Here is a 14011-nt window from a genome sequence, read left to right as displayed (position 1 = left end):
TCCCTGAATATGCCTGTGCTTGACCACAAGTATAAGCAGCAATTTCAGGTTACGCTGAGACAGGGAGAAAACGCGGGCGGCTCGCACCCGCGCAGGCATGTTTTATGGCAGGACTTTCGCGGAAAGGATAACGACTGGTTTTGTCGGCACATTCTGATAAGGCCCGACATCGTGCGTCGGTACCTGTGAGATTTTATCGGCGACATCCATACCTTTTACCACTTTACCAAATACCGCATAGCCAAAGTCGCGCTGGCCGTGGTCGAGAAAAGCGTTATCCGCGACGTTAATAAAGAACTGGCTGGTGGCGCTGTCTTTATCTGCGGTGCGCGCCATCGCGATCGTGCCGCGAGTATTACGCAGACCGTTGTCGGCTTCATTCTTAATAGGCGGATTCGGTTTCTTCTGCTGCATCTGCTCGTTAAAACCACCACCCTGAATCATAAAGCCAGGAATAACGCGGTGAAACGTAGTGTTGTTATAGAAACCACTGTTGACGTAATCGACAAAGTTTTTCACAGAAACCGGCGCTTTCTGGCTGTTCAGCTCCAGCTCAATATTCCCGGCGGAGGTGGTTAACAGCACATGAGGATCGCCTTTTGCTGCCAACGCTGCGGGAGAAAGAGCAGAAAGAGCGAAAACAGCTGCGACAGCCGCCAGAGTCGATTTGAGCATGAGATTTCCTTAAAGAGAGCAGAAATAAAGCAAGTGGAATGATTTTAAAGAGCCTTCCTGGGCCAGGCCAGCCCTTTACCTAATTTTACGTATATGAAACAAATGTAACGTTACGACGCAACGCCGTATTCTTGCAATATGATGTGACAAACATCACATTAAAAAATGCAATGAACATTACTATCACTAATAATTATTTAAATGCATCACAAAAGCGCCTAAAATCTGCCCGCTTAACGCGCCCTCCACGCGCTTCACTTCTCTTCAAGGCCAGACATGACTAACAGCAACCGCATCAAGCTCACATGGATCAGCTTTCTTTCCTACGCCCTGACCGGGGCGCTGGTGATTGTCACCGGGATGGTGATGGGAAATATCGCAGACTATTTTCATCTGCCCGTTTCCAGCATGAGTAACACCTTTACTTTTCTGAACGCCGGGATTTTGATCTCGATCTTCCTCAATGCGTGGCTGATGGAAATCATCCCGCTGAAAACACAGCTACGCTTTGGTTTTATCCTGATGGTGCTGGCGGTGGCCGGGCTGATGTTCGGCCATAGCCTGGCGTTGTTCTCAGCGGCGATGTTTGTGCTGGGGCTGGTCAGCGGGATCACCATGTCGATTGGCACCTTCCTGATTACGCAACTTTATGAAGGGCGTCAGCGCGGTTCCCGACTGCTGTTTACCGACTCCTTCTTCAGCATGGCGGGGATGATTTTTCCTATGGTCGCCGCCTTCCTGCTGGCGCGTAGTATTGAGTGGTACTGGGTCTACGCCTGCATCGGCCTGGTCTACCTGGCGATTTTCATCCTGACCTTCGGCTGTGAATTTCCGGCGCTGGGTAAACATGCGCAGCACTCTCAGGCGCCTGTCGTCAAAGAAAAATGGGGCATTGGCGTACTGTTTCTGGCCGTCGCCGCGCTGTGCTATATCCTCGGTCAATTAGGCTTTATCTCCTGGGTGCCGGAATACGCCAAAGGCCTCGGCATGAGCCTGAATGACGCCGGGGCGCTGGTGAGTGATTTCTGGATGTCCTATATGTTTGGCATGTGGGCGTTCAGCTTTATCCTGCGCTTTTTCGATCTGCAACGCATTCTGACCGTACTGGCGGGTATGGCGGCGGTACTGATGTATCTGTTTATTACCGGCACGCAGGCGCATATGCCGTGGTTTATTCTGACGCTGGGCTTCTTCTCCAGCGCCATTTATACCTCCATCATTACGCTGGGATCGCAGCAAACGAAAGTGGCCTCGCCTAAGCTGGTTAACTTCATTCTGACCTGCGGCACCATCGGAACAATGCTGACCTTCGTCGTCACCGGCCCGATTGTAGCGCACAGCGGCCCACAGGCGGCGTTACTCACCGCGAATGGTCTGTATGCGGTGGTCTTTGTGATGTGCTTTGCGCTCGGCTTTGTATCCCGTCATCGTCAGCATAGCGCGCCGGCTACGCATTGATAATCCTTGCCGGATGGCGACATCGCCCTCCGGCACTCTATCCCCCCTCCTGACGGGGTAGGCCTGTTGGTCTAAAAACCCCTCATTTTGTATGTTATTTGTACAAACCTGAAAAGCCTGACAATTCCGCCACTTATAAAAATCCAGACAAATCAGCCATATACCCATTAAGAGGTATATAAAGGTGAATTTGATTTACATCAATAAGCGGGGTTGCTGAATCGTTAAGGTAGGCGGTAATAGAAAAGAAATCGAGGCAAAAATGAGCAAAGTCAGACTCGCTATTATCGGTAATGGTATGGTCGGCCACCGCTTTATTGAGGATCTCCTTGATAAATCCGACGCTAGCCTGTTCGACATTACCGTGTTCTGTGAAGAACCCCGTAAAGCCTATGACCGTGTCCACCTGTCATCCTACTTCTCTCACCACACCGCGGAAGAGCTCTCTCTGGTGCGTGAAGGATTTTACGAGAAGCACGGCGTAAAGGTACTGGTTGGCGAACGCGCAATTACCATTAACCGTCAGGAGAAAGTGATTCACTCCAGCGCGGGTCGTACCGTTTATTATGACAAGCTGATCATGGCGACCGGTTCCTATCCGTGGATCCCGCCGATTAAAGGCTCCGAAACCCAGGATTGCTTCGTTTACCGTACCATTGAAGACCTCAACGCTATCGAAGCCTGCGCCCGTCGCAGCAAGCGCGGGGCGGTGGTCGGCGGCGGTCTGCTGGGGCTGGAAGCCGCTGGCGCGCTGAAAAACCTCGGCGTGGAAACGCACGTCATTGAATTTGCGCCAATGCTGATGGCAGAACAGCTCGATCAGATGGGCGGCGAGCAGCTACGTCGCAAGATCGAAAGCATGGGCGTGCGTGTACACACCAGTAAAAACACGCAAGAGATTGTTCAGCAGGGTAACGAAGCGCGTAAGACTATGCGTTTTGCCGACGGCAGCGAGCTGGAAGTCGATTTCATCGTCTTCTCTACCGGTATTCGCCCCCGCGACAAGCTGGCTACCCAGTGCGGTCTGGCCGTCGCGCAGCGCGGCGGGATCGTGATTAACGACACCTGCCAGACGTCCGACCCGGATATCTACGCTATCGGCGAGTGCGCCAGTTGGAACAACCGCGTTTACGGTCTGGTCGCACCAGGCTATAAAATGGCCCAGGTCGCCGTTGACCACATCCTCGGCAGTGAAAACGCCTTTGAAGGGGCGGATCTCAGCGCCAAGCTGAAGCTGCTGGGCGTGGACGTCGGCGGCATCGGCGACGCGCATGGCCGCACGCCGGGCGCGCGTAGTTACGTTTACCTCGATGAAAGCAAAGAAGTCTACAAACGTCTAATTGTCAGCGAAGATAACAAAACGCTGCTCGGCGCAGTACTGGTCGGCGACACCAGCGATTACGGCAATTTGCTGCAACTGGTACTGAACGCCATCGAACTGCCGGAAAACCCGGATTCGCTGATCCTGCCGTCGCACGCGGGCAGTGGTAAACCCGCTATCGGCGTGGATAAACTGCCGGACAGCGCGCAGATCTGCTCCTGCTTCGATGTGACTAAAGGCGATCTGATCGCCGCTATCAATAAAGGCTGCCATACCGTGGCGGCGCTGAAAGCGGAAACCAAAGCCGGAACCGGCTGCGGCGGCTGCATCCCGCTGGTGACGCAGGTACTGAACGCCGAACTGGCGAAACAGGGTATTGAAGTCAACAACAACCTGTGCGAGCACTTTGCTTATTCTCGTCAGGAACTGTTCCACTTAATCCGCGTGGAAGGTATCAAAACCTTTGAAGAACTGCTGGCGAAACACGGTAAAGGCTACGGCTGCGAAGTGTGTAAGCCGACCGTCGGTTCGCTGCTGGCGTCGTGCTGGAACGAATACATCCTCAAGCCGCAGCACACGCCGCTACAGGATACTAACGATAACTTCCTAGCGAATATCCAGAAAGACGGTACTTACTCGGTGATCCCGCGCTCGGCGGGCGGCGAAATCACCCCGGAAGGTCTGGTGGCCGTGGGTCGTATCGCCCGCGAGTTTAACCTCTATACCAAAATCACCGGTTCTCAGCGTATCGGCCTGTTTGGCGCGCAAAAAGACGATCTGCCGGAAATCTGGCGTCAGTTGATTGAAGCCGGTTTCGAAACCGGTCACGCGTATGCCAAAGCGCTGCGGATGGCGAAAACCTGCGTCGGCAGCACCTGGTGCCGCTACGGCGTGGGCGACAGCGTCGGTTTCGGCGTGGAGCTGGAAAACCGCTACAAAGGCATTCGTACCCCGCACAAAATGAAATTCGGCGTCTCCGGCTGTACCCGTGAATGTGCGGAAGCGCAGGGCAAAGATGTGGGTATCATCGCCACGGAGAAAGGCTGGAACCTGTACGTCTGCGGTAACGGCGGGATGAAACCGCGTCATGCGGATCTGCTGGCAGCCGATCTCGATCGCGACACGCTGATCAAGTACCTCGACCGCTTTATGATGTTCTACATCCGTACTGCCGACAAACTGACCCGTACCGCGCCGTGGCTGGATAATCTGGAAGGCGGCATCGAGTACCTGAAATCGGTCATCATCGACGATAAGCTGGGCCTGAACGAACATCTGGAAGAAGAGATGGCGCGCCTGCGCGCAGCGGTGGTCTGCGAGTGGACAGAAACCGTTAACACCCCATCCGCACAGGTTCGCTTTAAGCACTTTATCAACAGCGACAAACGCGACCCGAACGTCCAGGTTGTGCCTGAACGTGAACAGCATCGTCCGGCCACGCCGTATGAACGTATCCCGGTCACTCTGGTGGAGGAAAACGCATGAGTCAGTGGCAAAACATCTGCAAAATCGATGACATCCTGCCGGGAACCGGCGTCTGCGCGCTGTCAGGCGGCGAGCAGGTGGCAATTTTCCGTCCTTACCATAGCGATCAGGTGTTTGCGATCAGCAACATCGACCCGTTCTTTGAGGCCAGTGTGCTGTCTCGTGGGCTGATTGCGGAACACCAGGGCGAACTGTGGGTCGCCAGCCCGTTGAAAAAGCAGCGCTTCCGCCTGAGCGATGGTTTATGCATGGAAGATGAGCAGTTTTCTGTGAAACATTACGACGCGCGGGTAAAAGACGGCGTGGTGCAGTTGCGCGGTTAATTATTTTTGGGAGGCGCAACGCCTCCCCTTTTTTGTATTTTTTTTCATTTTAATTGTTATCACAAAATCATTTGTACTGCATCGCGGCGGCAACTGAGCAACAAATTCGTCAGGAACGAATTTGAACAGCCGCTGGCTGCCTTCGGTGAGGGACAAGGATGTCCCTCATTAATCCCCAGGAGCATAGTTCACTATGTGACTGGGGTGAGCGAGGGCAGCCAACAAAGAGGCAGTGCAAAGGATGAAGTGAGAAAAGGATAATCAAATGTTTACAGACACTATCAATAAGTGTGCGGCTAACGCTGCGCGCATCGCACGCCTGTCGGCGAATAATCCGCTCGGCTTCTGGGTCAGTTCGGCAATGGCCGGGGCTTATGTCGGTCTCGGCATCATTCTTATTTTCACCCTCGGCAATCTGCTCGACCCGTCCGTACGTCCTCTGGTGATGGGAGCCACCTTCGGTATCGCCTTAACGCTGGTCATCATCGCCGGTTCCGAACTGTTTACCGGCCACACCATGTTCCTGACGCTGGGCGTCAAAGCAGGCACCATCAGCCACGGTCAAATGTGGGCTATCCTGCCGCAAACCTGGCTCGGCAACCTGGTCGGTTCCGTGTTTGTCGCCCTGCTTTACAGCTGGGGCGGCGGCAGTTTATTGCCGGTCGATACCAGCATCGTTCACTCAGTCGCGCTGGCGAAAACCACCGCGCCCGCCACGGTACTGTTCTTCAAAGGCGCGCTGTGTAACTGGCTGGTTTGTCTGGCAATCTGGATGGCAATCCGCACCGAAGGCACGGCAAAATTTCTTGCTATCTGGTGGTGTCTGCTGGCGTTTATCGCTTCCGGCTACGAGCACTCCGTCGCGAATATGACGCTGTTCGCCCTCTCCTGGTTTGGTCATCACAGCGACGCCTATACCCTGGCCGGAATTGGTCATAACCTGTTGTGGGTGACACTCGGTAATACTTTGTCCGGTGTCGTATTCATGGGATTGGGTTATTGGTATGCTACGCCAAAATCGGAGCGTCCGGCTCCGGCAAAAATCAATCAGCCAGAGGCTGCTGCCAATAATTAAGGGGTAATGTCGTGGACCATTTGCCTATATTTTGTCAATTACGCGACCGCGACTGTCTGATCGTCGGCGGTGGCGATGTCGCAGAACGCAAAGCACGGTTACTGCTGGAAGCAGGCGCACGTTTAACGGTCAATGCGCTAACCTTTATTCCACAGTTCACCGTATGGGCAAATGAAGGCATGTTGACTCTGGTTGAGGGACCGTTCGACGAAACGCTTCTCGACTCGTGTTGGCTGGCGATCGCGGCCACTGACGACGATACCGTCAACCAGCGCGTCAGCGACGCGGCGGAGTCACGCCGTATCTTTTGCAACGTGGTGGATGCGCCGAAAGCCGCCAGCTTTATCATGCCCTCCATTATTGACCGCTCGCCGCTGATGGTCGCCGTCTCCTCGGGCGGCACCTCCCCGGTGCTGGCGCGTCTGCTGCGCGAGAAACTGGAATCGCTGCTGCCGCAGCATCTGGGGCAGGTCGCGCGCTATGCCGGGCAACTCCGCGCCCGAGTGAAAAAGCAGTTTGCCACGATGGGCGAGCGTCGTCGCTTCTGGGAAAAATTTTTCGTCAATGACCGGCTGGCGCAGTCGCTGGCGAATGCCGATGAGAAAGCGGTTAACGCGACAACCGAACGCCTGTTTAGCGAACCGCTGGATCACCGTGGCGAAGTCGTGCTGGTCGGCGCCGGGCCGGGCGATGCCGGACTGCTGACGCTGAAAGGGTTACAACAAATCCAACAGGCGGATATCGTGGTTTACGATCGCCTCGTCTCCGACGACATTATGAACCTGGTACGCCGCGATGCCGATCGGGTCTTTGTGGGGAAACGCGCGGGTTACCACTGCGTCCCACAGGAGGAAATCAACCAGATCCTGCTGCGTGAAGCGCAAAAAGGTAAACGCGTGGTACGCCTGAAAGGCGGCGATCCCTTTATCTTTGGTCGCGGCGGCGAAGAGCTGGAAACGCTGTGTCATGCCGGTATTCCTTTCTCGGTAGTGCCGGGGATTACCGCGGCTTCCGGCTGCTCCGCCTACTCCGGTATTCCGCTAACTCATCGCGATTACGCCCAGAGCGTACGTCTGGTCACGGGTCACCTGAAAACCGGCGGCGAGCTGGACTGGGAAAACCTGGCGGCAGAAAAACAGACGCTGGTGTTCTACATGGGGCTGAATCAGGCAGCGACTATCCAGGAAAAACTGATCGCATTCGGTATGCAGGCCGATATGCCGGTTGCGCTGGTAGAAAACGGTACCTCCGTGAAGCAACGCGTCGTCCACGGTGTGCTGACGCAGCTCGGTGAATTAGCGCAACAGGTTGAAAGCCCGGCGCTGATTATCGTTGGTCGCGTGGTAGCCTTACGCGATAAATTAAATTGGTTCTCTAATCATTAATTAAAATAACGCCCTGTTATTCAGGGCTTTATTTTACAACTACTCGTAATCTCAAATTATTTTTACTTAAAAGTGAATTAAGAAACTAACTTTAAATACACCGGACAAATTTAAATAATAATAATTCTGCCTAAAAACCCTTTTACTCGTCAAATTCACCTCTTATTCATTCATACAATAAATAACACCGTTAAGCACTCAATTTGACCTGACCTGGTTATCGGGTGATAAAATAAACACTAAAGCATAATTTTTCTTCTGGCCATTTCATCATTGCCTGTACCGCTCTCTGCATATGTTTAGTACGCAAGGAAAATATTAATTAAGGATGAACCCTATGCAAAAGAAAAAACTTATTTCTATCGCTATCGCTTTAACGCTACAAAGTTATTACATTCCGGCCATCGCCGCAGAAAATAACGATGATGAAAAAGAATGTCCCAGTAATATCTCCTCCCTGCCTAAAGAAAAACGCGCAAAACTCTCACCGACCTGCCTTGCTACACCTGAAAATGATAATCACTGGGGCTGGGTTGCTGGCGGCGTTGCTGCATTGGTCGCAGGTGTGGCTATTGGCGTTGAAAATAACGGTGGCGGAGATTCTAATCATTCTTATACCCCCCCTAAGCCCGATAATGGCGGCGACGTCACCCCGCCCGACGATGGCGGCAACGTCACCCCGCCCGACGATGGCGGCAACGTCACCCCGCCCGACGATGGCGGCAACGTCACCCCGCCCGACGATGGCGGCGATGACAATGTGACCCCGCCCGACGATAGTGGCGATGACGATGTGGCCCCGCCTGACGATAGCGGCGATGACGATGTAACCCCGCCCGACGATAGCGGCGATGATGATGTGACCCCGCCCGACGATAGCGGCGATGGCGATGTGACCCCGCCCGACGATAGCGGCGATGACGATGTAACCCCGCCCGACGATAGCGGCGATGACGATGTGACCCCGCCTGACGATAGCGGCGATGACGATGTAACCCCGCCCGACGATAGCGGCGATGACGATGTGACCCCGCCCGATGATAGCGGCGATGACGATGTAACCCCGCCCGATGATAGCGGCGATGACGACGACACGCCCCCAGATGACTCTGTTATTACCTTCAGCAACGGCGTCACCATCGATAAAGGCAAAGACACCCTGACCTTCGACAGCTTCAAACTGGATAACGGCAGCGTTCTTGAGGGTGCCGTGTGGAATTATTCAGAACAGGACAACCAGTGGCAGCTCACCACCGCGGACGGTAAAACGCTGAACGTCACCGGCTGGGACGTGACCGACGCCAATGCCGCCGTGATTGAAGGCACCCAGGAAAACGGTCTCTACTGGAAGTACGACAGCCGGGGCTATCTGATTATTGCCGACGATAACACCACCGTTATCAGCGGCGATGACCAGGCGCATAATTCCGATCGCGGCATGGATATCAGCGGCCAGGATCGCACCGGCGTGATTATTTCCGGCGATAGAACCGTCAACACGCTCACCGGGGACTCCAGTGTGACCGACGGTGCCACCGGCATGGTTATCTCCGGTGACGGCACCACCAACACCATTTCGGGCCACTCCACGGTGGACAACGCCACCGGCGCGCTGATTTCCGGCAACGGCACCACCACCAATTTCGCCGGTGACATTGCCGTGAGCGGCGGCGGCACCGCCATCATCATCGACGGCGACAACGCCACGATTAAGAATACCGGTACCTCTGACATCAGCGGCGCAGGCTCCACCGGCACCGTCATTGACGGCAATAACGCCCGCGTCAACAATGACGGTGATATGACCATCACCGACGGAGGCACCGGCGGCCACATTACCGGCGACAACGTGGTTATCGATAACGCCGGGAGCACTACCGTCAGCGGCGCAGACGCCACGGCGCTGTATATCGAAGGCGACAACGCGCTCGTTATCAACGAAGGTAATCAAACTATCTCTGGCGGCGCCGTCGGTACGCGCATTGACGGCGACGACGCCCATACCACCAATACCGGTGATATCGCGGTGGATGGCGCGGGCTCTGCCGCCGTGATTATCAACGGCGACAACGGCAGCCTGACCCAGGCGGGCGATCTGCTGGTCACCGACGGCGCGATGGGCATCATCACCTATGGCACCGGAAATGAAGCAAAAAATACCGGCAACGCCACCGTACGTGATGCGGACTCGGTGGGTTTTGTGGTTGCAGGCGAAAAAAACACCTTCAAAAACAAAGGGGATATTGACGTCAGCCTTAACGGCACCGGCGCGCTGGTGAGCGGCGATATGTCGCAGGTTACGCTGGATGGCGATATTAACGTTGTCTCAGTCCAGGACAGCGAAGGCGTGTTTAGCTCAGCGACAGGGGTGAGCGTGAGCGGCGACAGCAACGCCGTTGATATCACCGGCAACGTAAATATCAGCGCCGACTACGGGCAGGATGATCTGGCTGCCGGGGCTCCCCCGTTAACCGGCGTTGTCGTCGGCGGTAACGGCAATACCGTTACCCTTAATGGCGCGCTGAATATTGATGACAACGATCTGTCCGCCACCGGCGGACAATACCTGGACGTTGTTGGCCTGAGCGTAACAGGTGATGATAACGACGTTGAGATTGACGGCGGTATTAATATCACCCACAGCGAGGATCCACTTGATGGAACCTCTGCAGACATTACCGGCATCAGCGTCAGCGGTAACAGTACCGTTACGCTAAACGGTCATTCTACCATTGATACCAACACGGTAGTGGGGGGGCACGTTGTACTGGCGCGGGTCAACAACGGCGGCTCCCTGATTCTGGGTGATGACTCAGTTGTTGACGTTAATGTCAGTTATATACCCACAGGCTATTACACCTACAACGCGTTGCTGATGGCTGATGGCGAAGGCACATCAATTGAAAATAAAGGCGATATTACAAGCCATGGCGTGTATTCCGTCATTCGCGCAGATAACGGCTCGGAAGTCAGCAACAGCGGAGATATTCTGGTCTACGCGACCAGTAGCAACAGTAGTGAGGATCGTGCAGCCATCACAAGGGCTAGTGGCGAGGGATCGGCTGTTCATAACAAAGCCGGCGGCGATATCACCCTCATTTCTGATCAGACGCCGCAGGGCAGTGGCGGTATTGAAGTATACCCATTGAAATGGTACACCCACACCTTTTACGCCATGATGGCTTCGGATTATGGCGATGTCGTTAACGATGAGGGCGCCACGATCCATTTGCAGGGGGCAGGTGTATATGGCGTTACCGCCAGCCGAGGTAAAGCACTAAACGAAGGCAATATCTATCTGGATGGCCTTGTCCCGACGCTGGACGATGAAAATAACATCACCAGCACCAGCTACTGGCAGCCATCATCGCTCTATCTCACCAGCTCAGGAATGGTGGCGGGTTCCACCGATGCCGATGGCGACGCCACCGCCATCAACACCGGCAACATTACCGTCAACAACGCCGGGTTCGGCATGATGGCGCTTAATGGCGGCACCGCCATTAACCAGGGCGTGATCACCCTGACCGCCGATGACGGCGTGACCGGTCAGGCAGACGAGCTGGTCGGGATGGCGGCGCTCAACGGCGGCGTCGTCGTCAACGACACCAGCGGCGTGATTAACATCGACGCCGATTACGGCCAGGCGTTTCTGAGCGACAGTTCCAGCTACATCATCAATAACGGCTCTATCAACCTTAACGGCAGCCCGATGGATGATACTGATTCACACATGGGCGGCACGCCAACGGACAAAATCTGGATTCAGTCTCTGCCCGGCAGCGGCGACAGCGACACCAGGACCTCCGACACAGGTTTCTTCACCGCCGGTACGCTGGCCAACTACGGTACTGAAACCCTGAACGGCGATGTGGACGTTAACGGGGGCTGGCTGTACAACGAAGCGGGCGCCTCGCTCACCGTCAACGGCACCGTGACGATTAACGGCGGGGCTAACGCGCTGGCTAACTACGGGACGCTGGACGCGGACGCTATTTCCACCTGGCACAGCCTCTTTAATGAAGCGGACGGCAGCATCACCACCGATCTGTTAACCCTTAATGGCGACGTCACTTTTTACAATAACGGCGATTTCACCGGCTCCATAGCGGGCACCAGCTACCAGCAGGAAATCGTCAATACTGGCGATATGACGGTGGCGGAAGATGGCAAATCGCTGGTCAGCGGCAGCTTCTATTTCTATAACGAAGAGGACGCTACGCTTACCAACAGCGGCAGCGCGGTGGAAGGCGGCGAGAACACCATCATCAATCTGACGCGCGCCAACGATTCGCTGACCCAGGTGAACAGCGGCACCATCACCGCCACTAACGGTTACAGCGCCATCACCACGGTCAACGGCAGCAATGACCCCAAATGGATCTGGAACACCGCAACCGGCGTGATTAACGGTATTAACCCGGATGCGCCGCTAATCAATTTGGGCCGCGGCTATAACTTCGGCAACCAGGGCACTATCAACGTGCAGGGCGATAACGCCGTGGCGATTAGCGGCGGCACCAGCAGTTATGTCATTAACCTGGTCAATAGCGGCACCATCAACGTCGGTACCGAGCAGGGCAAGGAGGACGGCACCAACGGCACCGGGCTTATCGGCATCAAGGGCAACGGTAATGCCACCACCATAAACAACACCGCAGACGGCGTGATCAACGTTTACGCGGATGACTCGTATGCGTTTGGCGGCAAGACCAAAGCCATCATCAACAACGGCGAAATCAACCTGCTGTGCGACAGCGGCTGCGACATCTACGCGCCGGGTACTACGGGCACGCAGAACGACCATAACGGGACAGCGGACATCGTCATCCCGGATGCGACTACCGCCCCGACCGAGGGCAGCATCCCGACGCCGCCAGCGGATCCCAACGCGCCGCAGCAGCTCTCCAACTATATTGTTGGCACCAACGCCGACGGTAGCTCCGGTACGCTGAAAGCCAATAACCTGGTGATTGGCGACAACGTGAAGGTGGATACCGGCTTTACCAGCGGTACGGCGGATACCACCGTGGTGGTGGATAACGCCTTCACCGGCAGCAATATCCAGGGCGCGGACAACATCACTTCCACCAGCGTGGTGTGGAACGCCCAGGGTAGCCAGGATGCCGACGGCAACGTTGACGTCACCATGACCAAAAACGCCTATGCCGATGTGGCGACCGACAGCTCGGTAAGCGACGTGGCGCAGGCGCTGGACGCCGGTTACACCAACAACGAGCTGTACACCAGCCTTAATGTGGGGACTACCGCCGAGCTGAACAGCGCACTCAAGCAGGTGAGCGGTGCTCAAGCCACCACGGTATTCCGTGAAGCGCGTGTACTCAGCAACCGCTTTACCATGCTGGCCGACGCCGCGCCGCAAATTAAAGATGGTCTGGCGTTCAACGTGGTGGCGAAAGGCGACCCACGTGCGGAGCTGGGCAACGACACCCAGTACGACATGCTGGCATTACGCCAGACGTTGGATCTCACCGCCAGCCAGAATCTGACGCTGGAGTACGGTATTGCGCGTCTGGATGGCGACGGTTCGAAAACTGCGGGCGATAACGGCCTGACAGGCGGCTACAGCCAGTTCTTTGGCCTGAAGCACAGCATGGCGTTTGATGAAGGTCTGGCGTGGAACAACAGCCTACGCTATGACGTGCATAACCTCGACAGCAGCCGTTCTGTTGCCTATGGCGATGTCAACAAAATTGCCGATTCCGACATGCGTCAGCAGTACCTTGAGTTTCGCAGTGAAGGGGCGAAAACTTTCACCATGATGGGCGATGCGCTGAAAGTCACGCCGTATGCCGGGGTGAAATTCCGTCACACCATGGAAGATGGCTACAAAGAGCGCAGCGCCGGAGATTTTAACCTGTCGATGAACTCTGGCAACGAAACGGCGGTAGACTCTATTGTCGGCCTGAAGCTGGATTACGCCGGGAAAGACGGCTGGAGCGCCACCGCTACCCTGGAAGGTGGCCCGAACCTGAGCTACAGCAAGAGCCAGCGTACAGCGTCATTACAGGGTGCGGCGGGTCAATCGTTCGGCGTGGATGACGGTCAAAAAGGCGGCGGCGTTAATGGTCTGGCAACCATCGGCGTGAAATACAGCAGCAATGATACCGCGCTACATCTGGATGCCTACCAGTGGAAGGAAGACGGTATCAGCGATAAAGGCTTTATGCTTAACGTTAAGAAAACATTTCGTTAAATAAACGACATTATATAACACTAATAAATATCCTCCGGCATAGCCGGAGGTTTTTCAGATGCGCCTATAAGG

The 14011-nt window shown here is 55.2% G+C and carries 7 protein-coding genes; 6 read left to right on the top strand and 1 reads right to left on the bottom strand.

From position 1 onward, the window contains the following. Window positions 1–102: 102 nt before the first annotated feature. Window positions 103–675: a peptidylprolyl isomerase A gene (gene ppiA, locus QEN31_RS01855; protein WP_000920478.1), complete on the bottom strand. Its 573-nt coding sequence runs from the start codon at window positions 673–675 to the stop codon at window positions 103–105. A gap of 276 nt (window positions 676–951) precedes the next feature. Between ppiA and tsgA the strand changes: the two genes are divergently transcribed. From tsgA to bigA, 6 genes are all read left to right on the top strand, one after another. Beyond that, window positions 952–2133 (top strand): MFS transporter TsgA, encoded by a 1182-nt coding sequence (gene tsgA, locus QEN31_RS01850; RefSeq protein ID WP_000185211.1) that lies wholly within the window; start codon window positions 952–954, stop codon window positions 2131–2133. 262 nt (window positions 2134–2395) lie between these two features. Further along, complete coding sequence (nirB, locus tag QEN31_RS01845; protein ID WP_000049249.1) at window positions 2396–4939, top strand: NADPH-nitrite reductase large subunit; 2544 nt, start codon at window positions 2396–2398, stop codon at window positions 4937–4939. Then, the gene (nirD, locus tag QEN31_RS01840; protein ID WP_000084814.1) at window positions 4936–5262 is read left to right on the top strand and encodes a nitrite reductase small subunit NirD; all 327 of its coding nucleotides are present in this window, start codon (window positions 4936–4938) and stop codon (window positions 5260–5262) included. Before nirB ends, nirD begins: the two co-directional genes overlap by 4 nt. A gap of 265 nt (window positions 5263–5527) precedes the next feature. Then, window positions 5528–6337 (top strand): nitrite transporter NirC, encoded by an 810-nt coding sequence (nirC, locus tag QEN31_RS01835; RefSeq protein ID WP_000493569.1) that lies wholly within the window; start codon window positions 5528–5530, stop codon window positions 6335–6337. Between the two features lie 11 nt (window positions 6338–6348). Beyond that, window positions 6349–7722 (top strand): siroheme synthase CysG, encoded by a 1374-nt coding sequence (gene cysG / locus QEN31_RS01830; protein ID WP_000349895.1) that lies wholly within the window; start codon window positions 6349–6351, stop codon window positions 7720–7722. Window positions 7723–8059: 337 nt separating this feature from the next. After that, on the top strand, window positions 8060–13939 hold the full coding sequence (bigA, locus tag QEN31_RS01825; protein ID WP_442985484.1) for an autotransporter adhesin BigA: 5880 nt from the start codon (window positions 8060–8062) through the stop codon (window positions 13937–13939). Window positions 13940–14011: the final 72 nt, after the last annotated feature.

The organism is Salmonella sp. SA15303, from assembly GCF_029962125.1.
Classification (GTDB): domain Bacteria; phylum Pseudomonadota; class Gammaproteobacteria; order Enterobacterales; family Enterobacteriaceae; genus Salmonella; species Salmonella enterica.
Note: the sequence above shows the minus strand (reverse complement) of the source record. Positions and strands in the feature narration are given on the sequence as shown.